Genomic DNA, 25,422 nt, shown 5'->3' with positions numbered 1-25,422 from the left:
CATGGTGAGGCGTGGTGTCATCCTGAGGTATCGAAGGACCCCGAGGTATCGAGGGGTGCGTGAAATATGGCTAACTTAGAATCAAATCTCGCGGGCATTAAGAGCCCCAACCCATTCTGGCTTGCATCGGCGCCGCCGACGAATAGCGGCTACCAAGTGATGCGCGCGTTCGAAGCCGGCTGGGGCGGCGCAGTTTGGAAGACGCTCGGCACGCCGATCGTCAACGTCACGTCGCGCTTCGCGGCGCTCGACTACAAACAAAACAAGATGATCGCGATGAACAACATCGAGTTGATCACCGATCGCCCGCTGGACGTGAATCTCAAAGAGATCGCCGAATGCAAGAAAGCCTTCCCCGAGCGCACGATCATCGCGTCGCTGATGGAAATTTGCGAGCAAAAGGCGTGGCACGAACTCGTGAAGCGCGTGCAAGAAGTTGACATCGACGGCTTCGAGCTGAACTTCGGCTGCCCGCACGGGATGAGCGAGCGTGGTATGGGTTCGGCCGTCGGCCAGCATCCGGACCTCATTAAACAAGTCTCCGAATGGACCAAAGAAGTCGCGCGCGTCCCGGTCATTGTGAAGCTCACGCCCAATATCACCGACATTCGTTTCGGTGCGCGCGCGGCATCGGAGGGTGGCGCCGACGCGGTCAGCATGATCAACACGATCAACAGTTTGATCGGCGTCGATCTCGAGACATGGAACCCGGTGCCGCATGTGGACGGCATGAGCAGCCACGGCGGGTACTGCGGGCCGGCGGTCAAGCCGATTGCGCTCAATATGGTCAACGATTGCGCGCGCGACCCGGAAGTGCGCATTCCGATTTCCGGCATCGGCGGCATCGAGACGTGGAAGGACGCCGCTGAATTCTTGCTCTTAGGCGCAAGCAACGTGCAAGTCTGCACGGCGGCCATGCACCACGGCTTCCGCATCGTCGAAGACATGATCGACGGGCTGAATAATTATTTGGACGAGCGCGGCCTCGCGAGCGTCCAAGACCTGGTCGGCAAATCCGCGAACCGGATTACGACCTGGGAGAATCTCAATCTCAACTACAAGATCATCGCACGGATCGACCAAGACAAGTGCATCCACTGCAACAAGTGCTACGTTGCCTGCGAAGACGCGGCGCACCAGTGCATCGACCGGATCTCCAACAACGGTTCGAGCACGCTGGTGGTCGACGAACAGGAATGCGTCGGCTGCAACCTCTGCCAGATGGTGTGCCCGGTCGAGCAATGCATCGAGATGATCGAAATTGACACCGGCCTGCCACCCGAATCGTGGAAGCAACGCAGCTTACGTTTAGAAGGAGTGTCATCCTGAGAGTTGTCATCCTGAGGTATCGAAGGACCCCGAGGTATCGAGGGGTGCGTGACACTTGGGCACTTTAATCCACAACGGTACCGTTGTAACCGCGACCGATACCTATAACGCCGACGTGCTCATCGAAGGCGAAACCATCGCCACGATTGGCAACGACCTGGACAAAGGCAAGCACGACGTCATCGACGCAAGCGGCGCTTACGTGTTTCCGGGCGGCATCGACCCGCATACGCATTTCGACATGCCGTTCGGCGGAACGGTTACAGCGGATGATTTCGAAACGGGTACGCGCGGCGCAGCCATGGGCGGCACGACGACAGTCGTGGATTTTGCCCTCCACGCGCGCGGCGATTCACTGCAGAACGCGCTCGACAAATGGAAAGAGAAAGCCGGCGGCAAGGCAGTCATCGACTACGCCTTCCATCTCACGATCGCCGACGGCCGCGACGAGACGATGGCCGAGATTCCGAAGATGATCGCGCAAGGCGTGAACTCGTTCAAAGTGTTTATGGCGTACAAGCACGTGCTGTACGTCGATGACGAGACCATCTTCAAAACGCTGCAGACTTGCCGCGACGCCGGCGGTCTGGTGCAAGTGCACGCCGAGAACGGCGACGTGATTGAGGTCATCACGAAACAAGCGCTGGCCGAAGGCAAGACCGAGCCGAAATGGCACGCGCTGACGCGTCCGGTCGAGTGCGAAGGAGAGGCGACCCATCGCGCGATTCGCCTCGCCGAAATCGCCGGCGCGCCGCTCTATGTGGTGCATGTCAGCAGTGCCATGGCGGCCGATGCGATTAGCGACGGACGCAAGCGAGGACTGCCGGTCTACGGGGAAACGTGCCCGCAGTATCTGGTTTGCGACTTCACCGATTACGAGCGCCCCAACTTTGAGGGCGCTAAATACGTGCTCTCGCCGCCGATTCGCGAAAAGTGGAATCAGAACGTGCTGCTGCGCAAGCTCAAGAATATGGAGCTGCACAGCTTCGGCTCCGATCACTGTTCGTTCAATCTTTGCGGGCAAAAAGAACTCGGCAAGAACGATTTTTCAAAGATTCCGAACGGCGCGCCGACCGCCGAAGATCGCCTGGCGATTCTCTGGCAAGCCGGCGTGAATAGCGGCGTGCTCGGCCCGAATCAATTCGTGGCGCTATGCTCGACCAATCCCGCGAAATTCTTCGGACTCTTCCCGCGCAAAGGCACCATTGCGGTCGGCAGCGACGCCGACATCGTCGTGTGGGACCCGAAGAAAAAGCGCACGATTTCCGCCAAGAGCCATCACTTAAATGTAGACAACAACGTCTTCGAAGGCATGACGGTCGAAGGCCGCCCGCGCTATGTCTTCTCACGCGGCAAAATGGTGGCCGACGGCGACAAATTCGTCGGCACAAAGGGCGCGGGCAAACACATAAAGAGCGAACGCTTCTATCCAGTTACGATGTAACGGTTGTCATCCTGACTGAGTTGTCATCCTGAGGTATCGAAGGACCCCGAGGTAACGAGGGGCGCTTAACGGAGAATAATGGAATCTAAAGTAACGATCGGTCTGATTCAGACGCACCACGATACGGATGGCGCGCAACCGGTGGCGGTTCATAAAAAAGAGGCTATCGACAAGCACGTGAAGCTGATTCACGAGGCGAAGAAAAAAGGCGCGCAGATCGTGTGCTTACAGGAGCTGTTTTACGGGCCGTACTTCTGCACGGAGCAGACACCGAAGTGGTACGAAGCAGTCGAACAGATTCCCGACGGACCGACGACCAAGCTCATGCAAGGCATCGCCAAAGAAACCGGCATGGTGCTGGTCATTCCGATGTACGAGGAAGATTTCGCGGGCGTCTATTACAACACCGCCGCCGTCATCGACGCGGACGGCAAATATCTCGGCAAATACCGCAAGCACCACATTCCGCAGGTCCAAGCCGGGCCGGCCGGCTGCGGATTCTGGGAAAAGTATTACTTCCGTCCAGGAAACCTCGGCTATCCGGTGTTCGACACGGCCTTTGCCAAGGTCGGCGTTTACATTTGTTACGATCGCCATTTCCCTGAAGGCGCGCGCATGCTCGGCTTGCACGGCGCCGAGATCATCTTCAATCCGTCGGCAACGGTCGCCGGGCTCTCCGAATACCTGTGGAAGCTCGAACAGCCTGCGCACGCAGTTGCCAACGGCTATTACGTCGGCGCGATCAACCGTGTCGGCGTGGAGACACCCTGGAACATGGGTGAGTTTTACGGCCAGTCGTACCTCGTCGACCCACGCGGAAACTTCGTGGCGGTCGGCAGCCGCGATAAGGACGAAGTCGTCATCGGCGTGATGGACCGCAACCTGATTACCGAAGTGCGCAACACCTGGCAATTCTATCGCGACCGTCGTCCCGAGACGTACGACGACCTCGTTCAGGTCTAGCCTTGGAAGCGAACGCAACACAAGTACGCGCCGGCGACATCGTCGTGCTAACCGGCGCGGCGCACGATCAAGCCGCGCAAAACCATTCGATGTGGAACGACGATCTGCGCCCGTGCACGCTCGCCGAACACACCTGGCCCGGTTCGAAATTCGCCTCGCTGTGGATCGGGATGTGTCTGTGCATCCCCACCTACACGCTTGCCGGCAGCATGATTTCGATCGGCATGAACTGGTGGGAAGCCGTTCTTGCGATCTTCCTTGGAAGCGTCATCGTCCTGAGCGCGATTCTGTTCGTTTCACACGCGGGCACGAAATACGGAATTCCCTACCCCGTCTTCGCCCGTTTGTGGTTCGGAACGCGCGGCGCGCACATTCCGGCGATTGCGCGAGCGCTTATCGCCGCGGGCTGGTTCGGCATCAACTCGTGGTTCGGCGGACAAGCGCTGGACGCGATTCTTTCGACCGTCTTGCCTGCATGGCGCGGACTAAGCGCGCCATGGGGTGATTACCAAGAACACACGTGGCTCGCCTTCGCGCTCTTCTGGTTGTTGAACGTCGCCATCGCGATGCGCGGGCCGCAGGCAATCGGACGTCTCGCGCAGATCGCCGCACCAACGGTCGGCATTGCCGCCATTGCTTTGCTTGCATGGGCGGCCCGCACCGCGGGTGGATTTGGTCCGATGCTCGCGGCGCCGGCAACGATCCATGGCACGCAGTTTTGGATCCAATTCTTGCCGTCGGTTGTCGGTGTGATCGGCTTCTGGGCGACGCTCGCGCTGAATATTCCGGATTACACGCGCTACGCGAAGACGCAGCGCGGACAAATGCTGGGACAAATTCTATCGATGCCGCTCGCGATGGCACTCTTCTCCTTCCTCGGTATCGCGGTGACATCGGCGACGGTTCAAATCTACGGAAAAGCCATTTGGAATCCGGTTGATTTGATTGAAAAGTTCCCGCTCGCGGTTATTGTGATTGCCGGCATTATCGTGATCCTGTCATCGGTGACGATCAACGTCGGGGCGAACGTGATGGCGCCTGCGCGCGCGTTCGAGAACCTTTGGCCGCGCTACATCAACTTCGCAATCGGCGCCGTGCTAACCGGGCTGCTCAGCCTCGTACTGCAGCCGTGGAAAGTGCTCGAGACGTCGCAGACATACGTTTTCCTGTGGCTCGGCACGTACGGCTTGATGCTCGGCGCCTTTGACGGCATCGCGATCGCCGATTACTGGCTGGTACGCAAGCGCCGGTTGGATCTCGCACAGCTCTACAGTCCGCGCGGAATCTACGCTTATGCCGGCGGTTTCAACTTGCGCGCAGTCGGCGCATTAGTCGTCGGCTGGGGCATTGCGCTGCTCGGCTTTTTCATCACGCCGGTGCATTTCTTATGGAGCGGCGGCTGGATTTTCAGCCTGTTGGGCGGCCTTTTCGCCTACTGGCTGCTGATGCGCGGGGACCGGTCAATCATCACCGAAGAACAATTTGACGCCATAACCACGGAGGCCTGACCATGCAACTGCTCAAGAAAAAGAACGCCGAGCGCGCCAAGAAACATCTTTTTGCCGCGCAGCAAACCTACTACGAGCAGCCGCTGACGCTGGTCGGCGGCGAGGGCACACGCGTTCGCGACGACGAGGGCAACGAGTACCTCGATGCGTTCGCCGGCATCGCGACCAACACGCTGGGCTACGGTGAAACCGAAGTTACGCAAGCGGTCGCCGATCAGGCCAAGAAGCTGACGCACGTTTCGACGCTCTACCTAACGGACGAGATGCTGGATCTCGCCGAGAAAGTGGCCGACGTCGCGCCCGAAGGCATGACCAAGAGCTTCTTCGCCAACTCCGGCTCCGAGGCAAACGAAATGGCCGCGCTGGTCGCGCGCCTATTCAAGAATTCGCCGGATTTCCTGGCGCTCGAACACGCGTACCACGGGCGCACGCTCTACACCGTCGCCATGGCCGGGCAAAGCAATTGGCGCAACTTTGGACCGCAGGTTCCGCACGTGGCATTCGTGCCGAATCCGTATTGCTATCGCTGCCCCCTCGGCATGACGTATCCGTCCTGCGGCATCGCGTGCGCGAAGGCTGCGAAGCGCGTCATCGAAACGGCGACCAATGGCAACCCCGCCGCCATGATCGCCGAAACGATCGCGGGCGTCGGCGGCATCATTACGCCGCCGGACGAGTACTACAAAGTCCTGAAAGAAACGCTTGAACCGTTTGGCACGCTGCTTATCGCCGACGAGGTGCAAACCGGGTGGGGACGCCTGGGCGACGGCATGTTCGGCATCACCGGCACCTACGGTGTCGTGCCAGATATCATCACGTCCGCCAAGGGATTGGCCAGCGGCATGCCGATCGGCATCACGATCACCCGCCCGGAACTTGCGGACATTTTCAAAGGCCCGCACATCAATACGTTCGGCGGGAATCCGATCTCGTCGCGCGCCGCGCGCGTGACGATCGAGGTCATCGAAAAACGCAACCTTATCGCGAACGCAAAGCGCCAGGGCGAGAAGCTGCTCGCCGGGCTACGCGACCTGCAAAAACGCTACCCCATCATGGGCGACGTCCGCGGCCACGGCCTGATGATTGGCGTCGAGCTCGTGAAGGATCCGCAGACGAAAGCCTATGCGCCGGCCGAGGCGACGAAGATGCTCGAGGAGATGCGTAAGCGCAATGTGCTGATCGGCAAAGGCGGCCGGTTCGGCAACGTCCTGCGCATTCAGCCGCCGCTGATCTTCGACGACAGCGACACGACCGAGTTCTTAAAAGCGTTCACAGACTCGCTAGCCGCTCTCTAAGGCTAGTTATTCTGGGGGAAGGCCGGGAACGCCGTCGCGTTCATCCGATAGCACCAGACGCCTTGTCCGTGTCGCCAAAAATCGTGCGTGTTGCCGCTCGTATCGGTTTCGAAGGTCGCGCACAGCTTGTAATTCGGGCCTGTCCCCGGGATGTACGTATAGGGTTTGCCCTGCGGATCGCGCGCGTGCGTCGACCTCGGATCGATGGCTGCTAACGAGCTTGGAAGCTGCTTTTGCGAGGCATAGTCCTGCCGGACGGTATTCGCAAGCCAGTAAAGATCGCTCGTGCGCTGATTATCGTAATTCAAGCCGAGGCCGTGCGAGGGCGAGCCGATGCCAACAAATCCTAGGATAACCGCGAGCACAACCCCCACGGTCGCGAGCGACCCGAACGTGCGATCGTAGCTCCCGGCCGGGCGATCGGTGCGAATGGTTGCGAGATAGTACCAATACACGCAGCCCACGATGACAAACAACATAATCGCTTTGAAGATAAATCGCTGGGATATGTCGCCGGTTAGAAACGTCGTCAAGAACCAGACGCCGTCGCCCACTAGTGTGCCCGCGGTAATCACCAGCGCAATGTACGTCAGCCACTTACGAACGCCAGAATCGAGCGTCTCGGGCCGCTTCGCGACCTCGCGCGAGAGCAAATAGCCAATCCACAGGTAGATGGGAAACGCGATGATGATGCTGGCCATCTGCCAAGCGATATTCGAGCGGTCGTAACTCGTCGAATAATCGAGCGGGTTTGGAAAGGCGCGATCGATCAGCATGTCGCCAAGCCACACGAGCGCTACGACCCACACGCCGAGCATCGCAAAGCTTAAGAGGTAGAAAAACGCTTCCCGGGCGCTCTCTGCGCGCCCGCCGCGCGCCGGCGCCGCAAAGCCGAGCGACTCCTCGTAATAGGCGGTCAGCGCGTCGTAGATTTTTCCATCTGACCAGCCTCGCTGGCGCAGGACCATAGTGATGGCATCATCGTCAACGCCCTTGGCTTTCGCATTGCGGACAAAGTCGAGAATCGCAGTCGGCATTGCCCGCGCTTCGGTGCGCGTCGTGCGCCGACCTAGGGAACGCTGTAGCCTGTCGGGCAGGTGCCGCTAATCGTTTTGACGCGTAAGATCGGGTGCAGTTCGATCGCATTCGGCGCGACGCCCGTTTGCGGAATCGGGTGGATGTAATCGAAGAACCCAACGCCGGTAAGCGATGCGATCATCTTGCCGGCGAATTTCTTGTACTTGCCGTTAGCGGGCGCCGGGCCGAAGCATTTCACGAATGAATTGCGCACCTTTGCGATCTTGGCCGCGTGGCCGCCGGCAATAACGGTCGAGCACTTTGGATCCGGAATCTCGCCGATCATCGTGAGCGTCGCGTCGCTCGGGTCGGCGAGGACGACGTGAAAATCGCGGTCGCCTTCTTCCTTGAAGCCGACAAGCTTCACCTGAATCGTGTACTCGGTTTCCTCAACCGGCGTATAGCGGCTGGCGTCGTTATTCTTGTTGAAGCCGCTGGGAACAGGGAGCGCGCGCATCTGCGCGATCGTTCGGGTGACCGGCGTGCCGTTGATGAGGCCGGCTTGGGAGTCGTCGAGCGTCTTGATGTGCCAGCGCTCGGTCCCGCAGTGGCTGAGCGGGTTATAGAACGGCTTGGCGGCGGCCGGCGCGCTTATGATGGGTGGCCAAAAGAGGGTCAGCGCGAGGGCTAAAGCGAGCCTTTTCATGCCGGGTTGCCTCGAGGGGCGAAATTCGCCCACACCCGTTATTTAGTACATCCGTACCAGTTTCCTGTGCCTTTTGGCCCTAGTTTGCTTTCTTTACCGCCCCGGCGACTCGCTTTCGATATTCTTCCTGGGTGGTCTCGTCGAAATCGGCGTAATCCGAGAAGCCTTGCTCCACGGCAGCGTTCTCGCTGGCGTGGTAAATGCGCATCACGAGCGAGCGATGCGGTTCGTGCTTCTTGCACGCCTCGCTGCAGTACATCGGCGGCCGTCCGCGCGCGAGAACCCGTTCGCGCTCGATGGCCGCGCCGCACCATAGGCATGGAAAGAACGGCCGGCTCACGGCGGCTTTAGACGGCGCGTTGCTTGAAGAGGGCCGCGAGACGTGTTCGATTGGTAACGTTGTACGTTCGGAAGAGCTGCGCGATATGGTTTCGGACAGTGTACGGACTGCGACCGAGCGCTTTGGCGATTTCTGCATTGCTCTTGCCTTCTATGAGTAGTTCTAGGACGCGCCGTTGCGCTTTCGACATCAGCCGGTTATCAGCCGTCGCGTCGCTCGCCGCCGAAACTTCACGCGCGATCCAGCTGCGCGGCCATGGCGCAATCTGCTGACGCGCCTCGACGAGCCATCGCGACTCGCCGGTGGCTTTGTGCAATGCCAGCGCGCACAGCGCCATCCGCCAGCCGTAGTGGAACGCTTCAAACGTATCGCGCGCTTCCGTGAGCATCGCGATACCACCGGCCGTCTCGCCCAGCTCGAGCAGTGCTTTGCCGGAAGAGTACGCAGCGAACGCTCGTATGCGGGGATCATCTTCGTAAGCAATTCCCAGCATCACTGAGGTATTCAACGATCGGAACTGCGCTAGGTACTTTTGCGAGAGAGCCGGATCGATCGTTGCAAACAGTTCGGCCAAGACAAACAGCGAAGACCGCTCTTCGCGTTGAGTTTCATGCCAGGATAGTTGCTGCGCAACCTCGTCCGCTTCGTGCAACACATCCTGCGCAAACGTCTTCTCACCGGTATTGCGCGCCAGGTAAGCGCGATCGGTCAAGCAGAGAACGCGCCAATGTTCGGAAGGAGCAAGCGCCGACGCCTCGCGGAAAGCGCGGAACGCGGCGAGCTCGTTGCCCTGTAGTGCGTCGATCCACCCCAGATAGCGCAACGTTTGAAATTGTTCTAAGCGTGTCCCGGGCGCCCAACGTATCGCAGCATATGTTTCACGCATGCGCTGCCACTCATCGAACAGCGGAAGCTCGCGGCCAAGAAGGACCAGCGCTCGCAGCGCTTTAGCGCGATAGTATTCATCGGGTTGCTCGGCCTCAGCCAGCACCTCGAGCGTCGCAACTAGTTCTCGAACTTGGCGACCGACGTCTCGCCGACGGACCGCGATCCACGATAGTAAGAAATGGGCGCGGGCCCTATTGTTAGGCAATGGATCGTGAAGATGAGTTTCAAGTAGAGTTTCGCTTTCGCGATGCTCATGCTCAAGCCAGGCGAGGAGCGCCGTATAGAAGCGTGCGTCCAGTTCAAGTTGGCTGCTGGGCTCGGCGTTTTCAAGGGCTCGGTTCAGCCGTATCCGTGCCGTTGAATAATCGCTGGTGTTAGCATAAGCGATGCCTAACAGTATGTCGCGTTCGACCGCAAGCTGCGGGTCCTTTGGCTTCAGTCCGGCGAGGGGCTGAATCATTTCGACATAGCGCTGTTCGCGAAAATCAATTTTGGCTGTCAGGACCGCGGCGCGGGCCAGATCGCCAAGCTCGATTAAGAGCCTACGGCACTCGGGATAGTCCGCGGCTAGGAAGGCTTCAGTGAAACGGTCTTCGGCGAACCGCTCGCGAGAGCGGGCCTGTTTCGATTGGGTCATTGATGCGGCGGCACTCCACCCGCCGCATCAATGGTTTCCTAGTACGAAGGTACTGCCCTGCTCTAAGGCGTGGGGGTGGGGTCGGGACAGGTCTGCTCGCCGCAACCTCCCATGGGGCCACCGCCAACGCCGTCCATTGGCTTGATCTGATGGCTTTGGGAAACCAGGGGCGTGAGGGAAGAGCCTTTTACGGTACAGGCTTGGAGCGAGCAAGCGAGGCCGGCGAGGATAATGGCAGCAACGAGTTTTTGCACTGTCTGGGGACCTTTCTGGCACGGGAGTGCCGAGTGACGACATACCAGTACGAAATAACTAGTCCCGGCTCCGTCTAAGGAGACCATAATTGAACAAAGCGGGAGCCGCCGACGGCGTGACGAGCCGGGCAGGTGCACGGCCAAGGGGTTATCGGCCGCTAGGCTGCCTTGGAAAACCGCATTCCAGAGATCGCGTCGAAGGACGCGGGGTTGGTACGTTGGAGCCGCGTTCTGGTGGTGGTGCTGGCGTGTTGGGCGACCTTAGTGGTCGGCCCCGATATCACGCGCACTTTTCACGACTTGGGGACGCTGGGATTCTCGGCCGACAATAACGGCGAGATCTCCAGCGTCGATGGGCCGCCCGCCTCAAAGGCGGGCCTTCAGCCCGGCGATCGCATCGATTTGCAGGGCATGCGCTGCAATAGCGCGCTGCCCGACCGCGAGACGCGCTGCGCGAACCTGCTGGCGGTCTTCGGCGGCATGGGCGGTTTGCAGTACGTCTTGCCGGGCCGCGACTTCACGCTCTGGGTCAAGCCGCTAAAAAACGGGCACCTGCTGCCCGCGAAGACGGTGCATCTGCGGTCGGTGGCCGACCCGCTGTCGCTGCTGGACCGCGCCGTCATCATATTGGACTGGGCCGCGGGCATCGGCTTCATTTTGCTGGCCGCCACGTTGGTCTGGCGCGCGCCCCAGCTCATGACCTGGGGCTTGTTCTTGTACGCGATGTGGTTTAACTCAGGACCGTATTTCGCGTACTACGCGTACCTGCAACAGTGGCCGGCCCTACTTCTGACGCAAGAAGTGCTGCAAGCGATCGCGCAGGCGCTGGGCTACGCCGGCTTCGTCCTCTTTGCGCTGCGCTTTCCAAATAATCGCACGGAGGCGCATTGGAAATGGCTCGAGCGCGCACTGCCGCTGCTGGTCATCGTGTTGGCCGGCATGCAGCTCGTGAGTTTCTCAACCGCGCTCGGCAATCAAACCGAAGGCATCGGGCGCGCGAGCTATTTAGCCGGCTATGCGGTCGACCTGTTTGTGATTTTCATCCTGGTCGTACGCCGGTGGTCGCTGAAGCCCGAAGAGTATCAACGCATCCGTTGGGTGATTTGGGGCTGCCTTATCGGCCTGCCCGCGTTCATCTTCGCCGACAGCAACGAAGCCACGACGCTCTGGCAACAGTACTTGTGGGGCCCGTACTTCAACAACTGGTACCCGCCCGAATGGCTGCTGGGCTTGCTTTATTTTGGCAACGGACTCTTAGGCCTTGCGATTTTCAAAGCCGTGCGCGACCGGCGCGTCGTCAACGTCTCGCTGCCGCTGCGGCGCGGCACCGCGGCATTGCTGGTCGCGGTTGTTGCGCTGATTATCATTGAGCTCGTGCACTTGCGCGTCGAAGGTTACGTTGAGGAGAGGCATCTCGGTTATGAAGTCTACGCTGGACTGGCGCTCATTCTCACCGTCCTGTTCTCGAAGGCCTACGAATTCGTGGTTGGCATTTTCGAACGGACGTTTAACCGCGCATTCGAACGCGCCAAGGAATATTTGCACGAAGTCGGCGAGATGCTGATCGAAAGATCCACGCGCGCGGAGATCGAGCGCGACTTGACGATCGCGCCGGCCGAAAGTTTGAAGCTGACGCTGGCCGCGGTGTTTCGCAATCACGGAACGCACTATCGCCGTCATACCGCACCCGAAGGGTGGAGCACCGCCGAGACCGTCCTCGACCCACAGCACGATCTCATCGGACCGGCGATCGCCTCGGGCAAGGCGGTGCGCCTGCCGGAAGACATTCCGGGTGAAACCTCGATGGACGGACCACGTCCGGTGCTGGCCGTGCCGATCAAGAACCGCGCGCACACGTTCGCGGTGGCGCTCTACGGCGCGCACATCGCCGGCGACGACCTGGATGCGCAAGAAAGCGCGGTGCTCGAAGACCTCGCCAAGGAAGCCGCCGTCGCGTACGAGCACGTCCGGTCGCTCACACTCGAGCGGCTCGTCGAGATGCTCAAGGCGCGCCTGACCAAACAAAAGCCAATAAGGGAGACGTAATGCTCGACAAAATGCCGATGAATGGGTTCATCCCAACCGCCGACGCCGAGAAGGCCCGCGCGTTCTACGAGGGAGTTTTAGGCTTTCCGCTGATCGGCGACAACGAGTACGTCGCGAGCTACCAAGCCGGCGCGAATAAACTCATGTTGCAAAAGGGCGCGACGTCGCCGCCGGCGGAGCGGACAATCGTCGGCTGGGAAGTGACCGGCATTCGCGACGTCGTCACCGAGCTCACCAAACGCGGCGTGGTTTTCATGCAGCTCGGCATGGATTGGATGAAACAAGACGAGCTCGGCATTTGGGAGAGCCCCGACGGCAAGGTCGCGTGGTTCAAGGATCCCGACGGCAACACGCTATCGGTATCCGAACACTAATTGTCATCGTGACACCAGTGTCATGGTGAGCCTGTCGAACCACGCCCGAGCGCAGTCGAGGGCTACGCCTTTGGCTTAAATCCCAGCGACAGCGAGTTAATGCAGTAGCGCGTCCCCTCGGGACCCGGGCCGTCGTCGAACACGTGCCCTAGGTGCGAATCGCAACGCTTGCAGCGCACTTCGACGCGATGCATGCCGAGCGTGTCGTCATCGAGCAGCCGCACATTCTGCTGCTGCTCCGGACTCGTAAAGCTGGGCCACCCGCAGTGCGATTCGAATTTTGAATCGGACGCGAAGAGCGGCGCGCCGCAGGCGCCGCACGTGTACAGGCCTTCCTCGTCGACGTTTAAGAGCTTGCCGGTGAACGGCCGCTCCGTGCCGGCTTCGCGCAAGATGTGATAGCGCTCGGGCCCCAGCTCGGCCCGCCATTCTTCTTCCGTCTTCTGGATTTCAGGCTTAACGTCGTGGTTCATGATGCTTAAGACAAAAGCGAAGGCCCGGAGGGTTGCGTCCCCGCTCACGCGGGGGCGCCTTCTTTTTTGCTTGAATATCGCATCATGGACGGAATGACGTTTATTCAACGGATCCGCGACGACGGCGAGAACTATGCGCCCATTGGGAGGTTCGTCGATTTTAAGATCGACGATATCGCTCGCGGCCGTTTGACCGGAAGCGGAAAGCCCAATGCCGGCCACTACAATCCGTTCGGCATTGTGCACGGCGGGTTCGCGAGCACGCTGCTCGACCTCGCGCTCGGGCACGTTTCGATAACGATGCTCGATGATATGGCTAATGCGATAACGACGACGGACTTATCGGTAAAGTACATGCGTCCGATTTCGTCCGATACCGGGGAACTTCGCTGGGAAGCAACCGTGCCGCACGCCGGCAAGACGATGGTTATCGCTGAAGCGCGTTTGTTCGACTCGGCCGGAAAGCTCTACGCGACCTCGCAGTCCACGTGCCTGATCGTGCGCCGCCGAACGAGTTAGGTCGCCGGGACCGTCGCTTTCAGTTCCGCCTCAAGCTCAGCGACGCGCTGGCGTAAGGCCGCGGCCTTGAAGCGCGCGTAGGCGCCCCCCGCGGCGATGGCGCAGCGTTCGATGAGCGCCAGCTCGTCGCTATCGATGTCGGTACCGTTCAAGTGCGGGGCGTAAAATGCGATCGCCTCAAGTTCGGCGTCAGAAAAAATTGGCACGGCCAGCGCCATGTGCTGTTCCGTCAGCCGCCATGGCTTACGCTGCGCTTTCAGAATCGCGATGAGCGACTCGGCGTCGTCGGTCGGCGCATCCTCATCAACTCTGCCGGCGCTGTGCACGAATTGCAGCTTCCCGTCGGGCTGGACGCTCGTTAACACGCCCTCGGCCAGAGCAAACGCGCGCACCGGCTCGTCGATCAGCAGACGGTTGACGTGCTCCTCGCTGCGCGCGTAGGGAATCGCCGACGCGACCGTCGCGATGTGCTCCTCGGCGCGATGCCGGGCGCGAAAGAACAGCCAGTCCATTAACTTGTCGACCCGCGCGTGGAAGGCGTTAAACGAAAATCCGAGGATCAACGCCAGCCCCATGTCCGCAATCAACCCGATGCGCGCCGACGAAAGCGCCCGCGAGAAAAACAAATCGACCATCGCAAACACGCCGACGACGAGCGCTGAAATCGCAGTATAGACGACGGCGCGGCTGATCGCAACATTCACGTCGATGATGCGGTGCTTGAGGATCGTGTAGATCACCGCCACCGCAGGCAGCAGCGTGTACGCGAGCGTCAGCAGCGAATGTTCGAGATAGGTCGTCTCGTACACGCCCAGATTGCCTTGCGAGCCGAGCAAATCCGCGATCACCGCCACCGCGGCAATTGAAAACGCCCAGATGACCCAGCGCAAACGTTCGCGCGTCGCGAGGTCGCCTTCTGCGTAGGTCGCGACCAGAATCGCCGGTATACTGACGTACGCCAGCAATGTGAGCGCGGTCGCAATAAACTGTCCGGCGCCCCAATCGATGCCGTAGTAGATGAAAAGCACAATTTCAGCGACGCCGCTTGCGACGGTTGCCAGCATCACCGCATACGCTGCCCATTCCAGCCGCCGGCGCCAAACCGGCAGCGGGCCATCGTAAAGCAAATGCAGCGCGAAGATCGCGCCAAAGAACGGCGGCACCCACGTGAGGAGGTTGGTCCAGATCAGCGCTATGGGAGACCACCAGCTCGGTCCCATCAGGATAAAATCGTTGATCGGCGCGCCACCGCTCATTGAAAAGATGAAGAACGCCCAGGTTGCGATGTTCGGCCGCTTTAGGACGAGAAACGCGCCCAGGATCAGAAAGAGCAGCGCAGCGAGCTGCCGCAAGACGATCACCGGCACGTTTGGAGTTTCCGGCCTAGTAATTATCCGAGCCGTGTAGTGCCGCGTTCCGGAGGTCAGCGGAATCGCCACGGTCACTCCTGGATCCGCGGTCTCCGTAAAAATGCCGATGTAGCGCTGAGCGGGTGTTTGGCCGGCAAGATCGATGTGAGTTCCAACCTTTGCGCCGGCTCGGGCAGCCCACGGCGCGGCGCTCATAATCACGCCGTTATAATCGAACGAGATTCCAGGGTTGCCCAACGGATGGCCGAAGTCGCGCCGCAAATCCGGCACCCACGGCGCCGCCGCGACAACTGCCAACAGGAAGACGAACGCATATCTAACCCGGGCCGAATGGTCCATGGGGGTTAACTACGATGCGGCGCTCAAACTGTCATGGCTGGCCTGTCGGACCCGCCCGAGCGCAGCGAAAGGCCATGAGCTAGTAGACCAAGTTCGTCTTGCAACCCGACATCTAACAACGATCTATCCACTTGCATCCCACCGTTCTATTACAAAAAAGAATTACAAAATGATAACCGACCATCAAGCAAAGTATATCGCACACAATCTCACGCGACGACGCTCGTCTGACAGCGCCGAGCGCTTGGCCGTGGCGGTTGCGGGCGCGCAGGTCGATGTAAACCCGCATCAGGTCGACGCGGCCCTTTTTGCTTTCGCGTCACCACTGTCCAAGGGGGCTCTGCTTGCCGACGAGGTGGGCCTAGGCAAAACTATTGAGGCTGGACTAGTAATCTCTCAGCGCTGGGCTGAAGGCAGGCGTCGTATCCTGATCATCGTGCCGGCGAACCTTCGTAAGCAGTGGGTTCAGGAACTAAACGAAAAATTTTTCATTCCTTGTACAATACTTGAAGCGCGGTCCTTTAACGCTGCGATTAAGGCTGGGAACCTAAGTCCGTTCCAGCCGCACGATGGCGTCGTTATTTGCTCCTATCAGTTCGCCCGCAGCAAAGCGGCGGAAGTAGCTGCAACGCCATGGGATTTGGTAGTTATGGACGAGGCCCACAGATTGCGCAACGTCTATAAGCCGTCAAACATTATCGCCAATACCCTTAAGGTAGCACTCGCAGAGCGCAACAAGCTCTTACTGACGGCGACGCCGCTTCAAAATACGCTACTAGAATTGTTCGGCCTCGTTAGCTTCATCGACGAGCATTCTTTCGGCGATATCAACAGCTTTCGCGAACAGTTCTCCGGTGTCACTCAAGAGCGAGCATTCGATATTTTGCGCCAACGGTTAAAGCCAATTTGTCACCGCACTCTGCGTCGGCAGGTTACGGCCTATGTCCCGTACACCAAACGCCAGGCGATCCTGCAAGAATTCAGCCCGGACGAGGCTGAGGACCGGCTCTATAACCTCGTTACTGCGTACCTGCAACGCGATAATTTGCAGGCTTTGCCATCCGGTCAGCGTGCCCTCATGACTCTGGTCTTGCGCAAGCTTCTGGCGTCGTCATCCTTCGCGATCGCTGGGGCGCTTTCGTCCATCTCCAAACGTTTGGAGCTGAGGCTTGATAAAGGCCGGCGCGTGGGTTCTCTGAGCGACGCAGTCGTTGAAGACTATGAGGCTCTCCACGATACGCAGGAAGAATGGACGGAAGATGACGTCGCAGAGCCGCTAAGCGAAGCCGACGTGCAGGCCCTCGAAACGGAAATTGCCGAGTTACGCGGGTTCACGGCTCTGGCGACCTCCATTGAACAAAACGCAAAAGGGCGCGCGTTGCTCACCGCCCTAAACATTGGTTTCGCAAAGGCTCGCGAGTTTGGCGCCGCGGAGAAAGCGATCATCTTTACCGAGTCGCGGCGCACGCAATCATACATACTACGCGTGCTCGCGGAGAGCCCGTGGGCAGATTCTATCGTCCTCTTCAACGGCAGTAACACAGATGAGCAGTCTCGGGCCATCTATCAAGATTGGCTTGGTCGCCATGCCGGCTCAGATCGTGTTACCGGATCACGCACGGCGGACATGCGCTCGGCTCTTGTCGATTATTTCCGAGATCGCGGAAAGATCATGATTGCGACGGAGGCGGGCGCCGAGGGAATCAACCTCCAGTTTTGCTCAATGATTGTCAATTACGACCTCCCGTGGAATCCGCAGCGTATCGAGCAGCGCATCGGCCGCTGCCACCGTTACGGGCAGAAGCACGATGTCGTCGTCGTGAACTTCCTCAATCGTAAGAATGAGGCCGACCAGCGCGTCTACCAGCTTCTTTCCGAGAAATTCCAGCTCTTCGAAGGCGTATTTGGGGCTAGCGACGAGGTGCTAGGTGTCATCGAATCCGGGGTCGATTTCGAAAAGCGCATTGCAGAGATCTACCAACAGTGCCGGCAGCCTGCCGACATCCGGGCGGCTTTCGATAGCCTCCAACTGGAGTTGAGTTCGGAGATCAGCGAAGCTATGACCCTAGCCCGTCGAAAACTCTTGGAGAATTTCGACGACGAAGTCCGCGAAAAGCTCAAACTGCGCGATCAGGATACGGGCCAGCATCTCGCACAGTTCGAGCGTCAGTTAATGCGTCTCGCAGAGCATGAGCTGACAGGGTCAGCGTTTTTCGCGAATAGCTCGTCGTTTCGCCTGGACTCACTGCCAGAATGGGTTGGCGATCGGTCGATACCGACTGGTCTCTATGAGTTACCGCGTCGATCAGGCGAAGCGCATCTCCTCCGCCTCAATAATCCCTTGGGCAGCGCTATTATCAATCGGGCTTTGAAGCGTGAATTACCAGTCAGCGAGGTTGATTTTGACTATACCAGTCACCAAGGGCGTATCAGCGTAGTTGAACCTTTAGTCGGAAAAGCCGGCTGGATGGTGGTAGTGCTCCTGTCTATTGATGCTCTCGGGCAGAGCGAAGACCACTTGTTGGCTGCTGGTGAATGTGACGATACCACGTCGCTAAACGAAGAGACCGTTAGTCGTCTCCTCACCATCGACGCACATATTGGCTCGCCGATCTCCGTGCCCGATGCCGTTAGACTTCGACTTGTCGAGCAGCTGGCAGACCAGCAAGATCGAATTCGCCGCGGCATATCCGAACGGAATGCTCGCTTCTTCGAGATGGAGGCCGACAAGCTGGATGGTTGGGCGGATGATCTCAAGGTCGGTTTGGAGCGCGAACTAAAAGATCTGGACCGGCAGATGAAGGAAGCCCGAAGAGCGGCCACGGTTGCCTTAACGTTAGAGGAAAAGCTAGTTGGACAAAAATCCGTCAAGGCGCTTGAAGCCGAACGATCCATGAAGCGCCGCACGCTATTCGACGCGCAGGACAAGATCGACGCGCAGCGTGCCGAGCTCATCGCGCAAATCGAAGGAAAGCTGGAGCAAACCGTCAATCGCCAAGAGCTGTTCACGATTCGCTGGAGGGTGCAGTGACCGCTGACTCATCGCCATCGGAAGTTCTATCCGCCGAGGTTGTAGATCGCCTAATCGCAGCCGGGTTACTCCGAGCTGACAAACGTGCCGCCCTGATCACCAAGATTGCCGCCGGCGACATGAGAGGCCAGGATTGGAAGCACGAAATTGACCTAGCTCAAGCAAAAGCGGTCTCGGAATGAGCACGGCTGCTCCGCTCAAGTCACTTATCATCACGGCTTTTCGAGGATCCTCTACAACGTTCACGCTGCACTTTGAGAAAGCACGGAAGCTTACACTGATCTATGGTGAGAACGGCACGGGAAAGACCACGATTTGCGATGCCTTTGAATTGCTCGCGCGCGAGCGCGTATCATCACTCGAAGGATACGGCCTTGGTCAGGGATTAGAAAAGTACTGGCCGACGACCGGAAAATCCCTCGCGGATTTGTCAGTGGCATTGGAGAGCAGTTCCGGCACGTGTTCCGGCAAGATGATCGGAAGGGACGTGAGCGTATCGCCCGTGGCACTACGCCCTAGGATCGAATTGCTGCGGCGCCAGCAAATGCTTGACCTGATCAAGGCGGAGCCAGCGAAGCGTTACGATGCCATCAAACGTTTTATCGATATAGCGACTTTCGAGACATCAGAAGAGGCGTTGAGCAAGCAAACAAAGAGCCTCCGCGAGGAATGCACTGCCGCCGCGCAAGCCGAGGGCCAGAGCCTTCAGGAGCTACAAGGCTTCTATGAAGCAGCCGGGGAGCCAACGGGACTGAACGCGGTGACGTGGGCCAAGCAGAGAATCGCCGAACCGATGACCGATCTAGACGGTGATATCGCGGCCGTCGGAAAGCTCCGAGTCGCATTTGACACGCTTGCGAGTTTCCCCGAAAAGGCCAAGTCGCGCCAAAAGGTGCTAGAGAAAGCCACAGAAGCGTTGGCCAGAGCAGACAAAGCGTTGCTGGCAGCAGCGAAAGCCGCTACCGGTACCGCCGCTGATACATTGGAGCTATTGGAAGCAGGCAGTAAATACTTACATGCTCACCCTGGTGTCGTCGAATGTCCTCTGTGTCGCAGTCAAGAGAATGCAGCGGGGCTGGCAGACGCACTTGCCGCCCGACTCGCCGATTTGGATGTATTGCGATTGGCGACCGGAAAACGCCAGCAATGCGCAATAGCCTTGACCGCTGCGCAAACCGCGGTGACCCAACTTAATTCCGACTATGTGGATGCCGTAAGTTCCTATCAACGAGCTGTAGGAAGTCACGCATGGAAAGCTGACGTTGTCTTGCCCATTAATGCGCCTAGTGCTGAGCCACAATCGGTTTCGACGTGGCTCGAGGACAACAAGACAACAGCTCAGTCATGGCCAGCGGTGGAATCATCATGGCGCGGCGAAAAGAAGTTCGTCCAGAGCTTATCGGCGGCGAACGATCGCTACGAGCAAAACCTCTCAACCCGTGCGCAATTGGCTACATTGGTGCCAAAACTGGAAGAGGCACTCAAGCACTGCATCGAGCAGCGACAAGTTTTTACGAACAAGATAATCGGCGAGATCGCGCAAGAGGTCGGAAAACTCTACGAGCAGGTTCACCCCGGCGAAGGGCTGGACAAGATCGCATTGCCTCTGGATCCGAAGAAGCGCGCTTCAATAGAGCTGGAAGCCAGGTTTTTAGGTAAGGAAGCTCCTCCGCAGGCCTACTTCAGCCAGTCACATCTCGATACGCTTGGTTTGTGCGTGTTCCTCGCGCTTGCTGCCCGGGAACGGCCCGACGAAACCGTGCTAATTCTGGACGACGTGCTTGGCAGCGCGGATGAGCCCCACGTAGAACGAGTCGTCGGTATGGTCTACGAGGTTAGCGAGAAGTTTTGCCACACTCTGGTTACAACGCACTATCGCCCCTGGCGCGAACGATTCCGTTGGGGGTCCCTGAAGCCCGGCCGGCCTTGCCAGTTCGTTGAGTTGACGCAGTGGAGCATCAGCGACGGAATAAGTCTCGTAGGCTGTCTGCCAGAAATCGATCTGCTGAAAGGTTTGCTTGCGCAAACGCCTCCTGATACGCAATCGATATGTGGCAAAGCCGGCGTGATCCTAGAATACGCCCTGGACTACCTAACACTGCGTTATGAATGCCGCCTTCCACGTCGATACGGTAACCCGTACACCCTTGGCGAGCTACTCGACGCGATCGACAAGAAGCTGCGCGAGGCGCTGCACGTAGAAATACGAGATGGCTTAACAGATTCTAAGGCAGCGGCCACGAAAGACATCCCACTGAAACCAATACTGGATGAACTCTCAAGCATCGCGCAGGTGCGAAACGCGGTGGGCGCGCACTTCAAGACTATTTCATTCGATTTGCCCGACCAAGACGCGATTGGCTTCGCTAGACTTGTCGTGCAGTTAGTGGACGCGCTTTCTCACCCGGACCATGGTTGGCCCACTAATGATAACTCTGGGAGTTTCTGGCGCAACAATGGCGACAGCCGCCGCCTCCATCCCCTCAAGAAGCCAAGCTAAGGCAGTAGGTGGCAAAAAAACAAAGACTTGAGCTGACCTGGGTTGGCAAGGAAAATCGGCCTCGGCTGGAGCCGCGTATCCTCATCGAAGATGCGGCCAGAAGCTATCATGCCGCCGCGCGCACGAGTGATAGGGACATTTTCGACAATGTCCTCATACACGGTGACAACCTCCTCGGGCTGAAGGCCTTAGAGCAGGACTTCGCGGGTAAAGTACGATGCGTCTTCATCGACCCGCCCTATAACACAGGCAGCGCCTTTGAACATTATGACGATGGCTTAGAGCACTCGGTATGGCTTTCTTTGATGCGGGACCGCCTTGACCTTATTAGGAATCTGTTGAGCGATGAGGGGTCCATGTGGATCACGATCGACGATAATGAGGCGCATTACCTTAAGGTGCTGTGCGACGAGATATTCGGTCGCGCCTGCTTCCAAGCGTGTATTGTATGGCGCTCCACGGATAATAGCAATAACGACGTAAAAACATTCTCCCTGGACCACAATTACATTCTAGTATATTCGAAGTCGGGAGATTGGCGGCCTAATCGGCTCAACGACGGGGCAAAGCGAACGCACTTTAAGAACCGAGACAACGATCCGCGTGGGCCATGGTTCGATGGCAATCCGGTAAACAGCCCTCACCCGCGTGTTAACCTTACATTTGACCTGGTGGCGCCGAACGGCAATGTCATCAAGCCACCGCCAAATGGGTGGCGCTGGTCCAAGGAAACACTGCTGGAAAAGATTGGCACGGGAGAGATACGTTTTACACCTGACGGAACTGGTATTAGAAGGAGAACCTACCTTGCGGATTTGCCAGGCCTCCCGCCATCAACGCTTTGGGCAACCCTGGAAGAAACGGGCCACAATCGCCAGGCAAAATACGAACTAAAAAAACTGTTTCCAGAGCGCCCCGTATCGGAACTGTTTGGAACACCCAAGCCCGAAAGGCTCATAAAAAAGATATTGGACGTGACAACCGATCCGGGCGATATCGTCCTAGACTCATTCGCCGGTTCGGGAACGACCGGAGCAGTCGCCCACAAAATGGGCCGACGCTGGTTGATGGTTGAAGTCGGAGAACATTGCCACAGCTACGTAATCCCACGGCTCAAGAAGGTTATTGACGGAGTCGATAGGGGCGGGATTTCGGAGCTCGTCAGCTGGAACGGTGGCGGCGGCTTCCGATATTGTGAGCTCGCGCCGTCCCTCTTGCAAAAGGACAAGTGGGGACGCGAGGTCATCTCTAGTCGCTATAACGCCGAGATGCTGGCGCAGGCACTGTGCAAACTGGAAGGATTTAGTTACGATCCCAGCCCCGATGTCTATTGGCAGCACGGCCGTTCCTCGGAGACAGACTTCCTCTATGTCACGACTCAGACTTTGGCGCAAAATGAATTGGCGGCATTGAGCGACGAGGTCGGAGAGGGCAGGTCGCTGCTGGTTCTGTGCTCGGCCTTCCGTGGCAACCTCGATGAATGGCCTAACCTGACGGTGCGCAAGATCCCGAACCATATTCGCAGTCGGTGCGAGTGGGGCCATGATGACTACAGCCTCAACGTCGCTAACCTGCCGATGTCTAAGCCGAAGATAACGCGGCCGAAACAGGCGGGACTGTTCGACGACGAGGACACATGAGCAATCTTCGATACGTAAACGCGATAGCCGGACGCATGAGCTTGCGTTGGCCGCAGCGCGAAAGCCTCGAAATCCTCGATCGCGTGGCCGAGATCGTGCCGCTGTCGAAGGACGTCGATCTGGTTAGGGCCTTGGCGACGATCAGCAGCGAGTTTCCGAGCGTCACGGATTTCGAGCGAGAGTTTCCGTCGCTCTGCTTCGCGCTTGCAACGGGCGTGGGCAAGACGCGCCTGATGGGGGCGTTCATTTCCTATCTCCGGATTGCGCACGGCATCAATAATTTCTTCGTTCTTGCGCCGAATCTCACAATCTACAATAAACTGATCACCGACTTTACTCCCAACACTCCGAAGTATGTGTTCAAGGGGATCTCGGAGTTCGCCGTTTCGCCACCAGTGGTCACCACTGGCGAGACCTTTGAGCGCCGGATAGCGTCGGGCGGTCAGCTCTTTCCGACGACGATCAATATCTTCAACATTGCGAAAATCTCCTCGGAAGTTCGCGGTGGACGCTCACCGCGTATTCGTTCGTTTCGAGAAGAGATCGGCGAAAGTTATTTTGATTATCTTGCTGGATTGCCCGACCTTGTGTTGCTCATGGATGAGTCGCACCGTTATCGTGCGACGGCTGGAATGCGAGCGATCAATGAGTTGAAGCCGCTCCTGGGACTGGAGCTAACCGCAACGCCCTTCATCGAAAGCTCGCGCGGGCCGGTTGCGTTCAGGAACGTCATCTTCGACTATCCGCTTGCTCGAGCGATGGAGGATCACTTCGTCAAAGAGCCCGCTGTCGTCACGCGCAAGAACTTCAACCCTGCGGGCAAATCGCCAGAGGCGATCCAGACGATGAAACTGGAAGACGGCATCCGCCTGCATGAGAGCGTGAAGGTCGATCTTGAGACCTATGCTCGTGAAAATGACGAACGGATCGTCAAGCCGTTCGTGTTGGTGATCGCTCGCGATACAACACACGCTGGCGAATTGATAAAACTAATCAAGTCAGACGCATTCTTCGAGGGGCGCTACGCCGATAAGGTAATCCAGGTCGATTCCAGCGTAAAGGAAGAGGAGACTGTCCAGAAGCTGCTGACGGTCGAACATAGCGATAATCCGGTCGAGATCGTTATCCACGTCAATATGCTGAAGGAAGGCTGGGACGTCACTAACCTCTACACAATCGTGCCTCTGCGCGCAGCTAACGCCCGTACGCTGATCGAGCAGAGCATAGGGCGCGGGCTTCGCTTGCCGTATGGCAGGCGGACGGGCGCTACGGCCGTTGATCGCCTAAATATTGTCGCTCATGACCGCTTTCAGGAGATCGTGGATGAAGCAAACGATCCGCAGTCCCCAATTCGCCTGAAGCAGCTCATCCTCGACGAAGCCGATCTGTCTCGTAAGACCACGACCGTTTTGGCGGCCCCGACAGTGCTTACCGGACTGGGCATTCGGTGCGCTGCGGCACCACTGGTGTCAAGGGAAGGCGGTCCCGCCACCGTAGCATTTGTCAATCCTGAAGACCAGAAAGTCGCGCAGCTCGCCTACGGGGTAATGCAGAGACTATCACGGTCTCCGGCAGAAGTTCCCAGCGTTTCATACCTTATAAAACCCGAGGTACAGTCGCGGGTCGTCAAAGAGGTGCAGCGGCTCTATCAACCGCCGCTGGAATTGACAGGAATCGGAAGGTCTGCGTCCGATTTCGCTTCCGTGATCGCAGCGGCAACAAAAATTGTCGTCGAGCGGACAATCGATATTCCGCGCATCGTCGTCGCACCCAAAGGTGAGGTGAAGGCCGGTTTTCGTCCCTTTAGGCTCGACCTTTCGGGAATGCGCTATCCCGCGCCGAGCCAGGAGTTGTGGGCCAAGCATCTACGCACTGATCGCGTCGACGTTATCGGGCTCGTGCCTGGCATTGTGGTTGAGAAAAGGCTTGAAGACTACGTCGTAAGCGGGCTGATCGACTTCCCCGACGTCGCCTATGATGAGACTGCCGATCTCCTCTACGACCTCGGAGCTCAAGTCGTCCACCACCTTAGGGCTTACCTGTCCGAGGAGGATGCCAGGAACGTGCTCTCTCTTTATCAGCACGACATTGCGCGTGCGGTGCATGCACAGATGTTGGATCACTTTTGGCTCGATGATACCGTTGAGTATCACCACGAAGTTCGGCAGGGGTTTACGGAGTTGAAGGTTAGCGCATTCACAAGCCTCGACGAACCGCCGCTCGACTATCGTATCTCGCCTGCTGACAAGAGCAACATGCCGCGCTATCTGTTTGGTGGCTTCACTAGGTGCTTGACGTCCGTCGTCAAGTTTCACTCGGAAGCTGAACGAAAGTTAGCGGTGATCCTTGAACGGGAAGCGCTAAAATGGCTTAGACCTGCAAAGGGCCAATTTCAGATGTACTACCGTAGCGGTCACGACCAACTTGAGTATCAACCTGACTTCGTTGCCGAAATGGATGACGGCATCGTCATGCTGGAAGTAAAAATGGCGACGCAGATGCTCGAGAAGGATGTGCTGGCGAAACGCGATGTAGCCATCCAGTGGTGTGGCTGGGCGAGCGACCATGCAAGGACTTATGGAGGCAAGCCTTGGCACTATGCGCTCATTCCTCACGATGCCATCGCAGGGAACGTGACCATCGAGTTTCTGCTAAAGCAGTACGGGTCCTAATCTAGCGCGCGCGTTGAAGCGACCCCCACGCCCGCAAAAAAGGTGTGTTCTGAGCCGCAGCCTTTTTACGAGACTGC

18 protein-coding genes are annotated in these 25,422 nt (G+C 58.3%); 12 read left to right on the top strand and 6 right to left on the bottom strand.

Annotated elements, in window-relative coordinates; all coding sequences use genetic code 11:
* The first annotated feature begins 66 nt into the window (after positions 1 to 66).
* The 5 genes from preA (at position 67) to VFO29_03515 (ending at position 6,539) form a co-directional block, all read left to right on the top strand.
* On the top strand, positions 67 to 1,329 hold the full coding sequence (preA, locus tag VFO29_03535; protein HET9392587.1) for an NAD-dependent dihydropyrimidine dehydrogenase subunit PreA: 1,263 nt from the start codon (positions 67 to 69) through the stop codon (positions 1,327 to 1,329).
* Between the two features lie 55 nt (positions 1,330 to 1,384).
* Positions 1,385 to 2,773 carry a dihydropyrimidinase gene (gene hydA / locus VFO29_03530; GenBank protein HET9392586.1) on the top strand — a complete coding sequence of 463 codons (1,389 nt, stop codon included), beginning with the start codon at positions 1,385 to 1,387 and terminating at the stop codon, positions 2,771 to 2,773.
* 78 nt (positions 2,774 to 2,851) lie between these two features.
* A complete protein-coding gene (locus tag VFO29_03525) occupies positions 2,852 to 3,736 on the top strand; it encodes a nitrilase-related carbon-nitrogen hydrolase (GenBank protein ID HET9392585.1) in 885 nt (294 codons plus the stop codon).
* Positions 3,737 to 3,738: 2 nt separating this feature from the next.
* Positions 3,739 to 5,244: an NCS1 family nucleobase:cation symporter-1 gene (locus VFO29_03520; protein ID HET9392584.1), complete on the top strand. Its 1,506-nt coding sequence runs from the start codon at positions 3,739 to 3,741 to the stop codon at positions 5,242 to 5,244.
* Positions 5,245 to 5,246: 2 nt separating this feature from the next.
* On the top strand, positions 5,247 to 6,539 hold the full coding sequence (locus VFO29_03515) for an aspartate aminotransferase family protein (GenBank protein ID HET9392583.1): 1,293 nt from the start codon (positions 5,247 to 5,249) through the stop codon (positions 6,537 to 6,539).
* A gap of 2 nt (positions 6,540 to 6,541) precedes the next feature.
* On the opposite strand, the gene VFO29_03510 is transcribed toward VFO29_03515, so the two are convergent.
* The 4 genes from VFO29_03510 to VFO29_03495 form a co-directional block, all read right to left on the bottom strand.
* Positions 6,542 to 7,576, bottom strand: a complete 1,035-nt coding sequence (locus tag VFO29_03510) for a DUF5671 domain-containing protein (protein ID HET9392582.1) — start codon at positions 7,574 to 7,576, stop codon at positions 6,542 to 6,544.
* Between the two features lie 32 nt (positions 7,577 to 7,608).
* Positions 7,609 to 8,262, bottom strand: coding sequence for a hypothetical protein (locus VFO29_03505; protein HET9392581.1), 654 nt, complete (start codon positions 8,260 to 8,262; stop codon positions 7,609 to 7,611).
* Between the two features lie 79 nt (positions 8,263 to 8,341).
* Positions 8,342 to 8,602, bottom strand: coding sequence for a hypothetical protein (locus tag VFO29_03500; GenBank protein ID HET9392580.1), 261 nt, complete (start codon positions 8,600 to 8,602; stop codon positions 8,342 to 8,344).
* A gap of 7 nt (positions 8,603 to 8,609) precedes the next feature.
* Complete coding sequence (locus VFO29_03495; protein HET9392579.1) at positions 8,610 to 9,593, bottom strand: helix-turn-helix transcriptional regulator; 984 nt, start codon at positions 9,591 to 9,593, stop codon at positions 8,610 to 8,612.
* 998 nt (positions 9,594 to 10,591) lie between these two features.
* On the opposite strand from VFO29_03495, the gene VFO29_03490 reads away from it, so the two are divergent.
* Positions 10,592 to 12,427, top strand: coding sequence for a PDZ domain-containing protein (locus VFO29_03490; GenBank protein HET9392578.1), 1,836 nt, complete (start codon positions 10,592 to 10,594; stop codon positions 12,425 to 12,427).
* A complete protein-coding gene (locus tag VFO29_03485; protein HET9392577.1) occupies positions 12,427 to 12,801 on the top strand; it encodes a VOC family protein in 375 nt (124 codons plus the stop codon). The genes VFO29_03490 and VFO29_03485 overlap by 1 nt, the downstream gene beginning before the upstream one ends.
* A 62-nt stretch (positions 12,802 to 12,863) precedes the next feature.
* Here VFO29_03485 and msrB read toward each other — a convergent pair whose 3' ends face one another.
* A complete protein-coding gene (gene msrB, locus VFO29_03480) occupies positions 12,864 to 13,274 on the bottom strand; it encodes a peptide-methionine (R)-S-oxide reductase MsrB (protein ID HET9392576.1) in 411 nt (136 codons plus the stop codon).
* Between the two features lie 66 nt (positions 13,275 to 13,340).
* On the opposite strand from msrB, the gene VFO29_03475 reads away from it, so the two are divergent.
* Positions 13,341 to 13,793, top strand: coding sequence for a PaaI family thioesterase (locus tag VFO29_03475; GenBank protein ID HET9392575.1), 453 nt, complete (start codon positions 13,341 to 13,343; stop codon positions 13,791 to 13,793).
* Here VFO29_03475 and VFO29_03470 read toward each other — a convergent pair.
* Positions 13,790 to 15,502, bottom strand: coding sequence for a hypothetical protein (locus tag VFO29_03470; GenBank protein HET9392574.1), 1,713 nt, complete (start codon positions 15,500 to 15,502; stop codon positions 13,790 to 13,792). The two genes, VFO29_03475 and VFO29_03470, sit on opposite strands and share 4 nt — an antisense overlap.
* Positions 15,503 to 15,671: 169 nt before the next feature.
* Between VFO29_03470 and VFO29_03465 the strand changes: the two genes are divergently transcribed.
* From VFO29_03465 to VFO29_03450, 4 genes are all read left to right on the top strand, one after another.
* Complete coding sequence (locus VFO29_03465) at positions 15,672 to 18,533, top strand: SNF2-related protein (GenBank protein HET9392573.1); 2,862 nt, start codon at positions 15,672 to 15,674, stop codon at positions 18,531 to 18,533.
* Positions 18,534 to 18,711: 178 nt separating this feature from the next.
* The gene (locus tag VFO29_03460) at positions 18,712 to 21,033 is read left to right on the top strand and encodes an AAA family ATPase (GenBank protein HET9392572.1); all 2,322 of its coding nucleotides are present in this window, start codon (positions 18,712 to 18,714) and stop codon (positions 21,031 to 21,033) included.
* Between the two features lie 8 nt (positions 21,034 to 21,041).
* Positions 21,042 to 22,673: a site-specific DNA-methyltransferase gene (locus VFO29_03455; protein ID HET9392571.1), complete on the top strand. Its 1,632-nt coding sequence runs from the start codon at positions 21,042 to 21,044 to the stop codon at positions 22,671 to 22,673.
* A 35-nt stretch (positions 22,674 to 22,708) separates the two neighbouring features.
* On the top strand, positions 22,709 to 25,345 hold the full coding sequence (locus VFO29_03450) for a DEAD/DEAH box helicase family protein (protein HET9392570.1): 2,637 nt from the start codon (positions 22,709 to 22,711) through the stop codon (positions 25,343 to 25,345).
* Positions 25,346 to 25,422 lie beyond the last annotated feature (77 nt).

The sequence above is a fragment of the Candidatus Rubrimentiphilum sp. genome, assembly GCA_035710515.1.
In the GTDB taxonomy this organism is placed as follows: domain Bacteria; phylum Vulcanimicrobiota; class Vulcanimicrobiia; order Vulcanimicrobiales; family Vulcanimicrobiaceae; genus Rubrimentiphilum.
The sequence above is the reverse complement of the archived record's forward strand: the minus strand, read 5'-3'. Positions and strand labels throughout refer to the sequence as shown.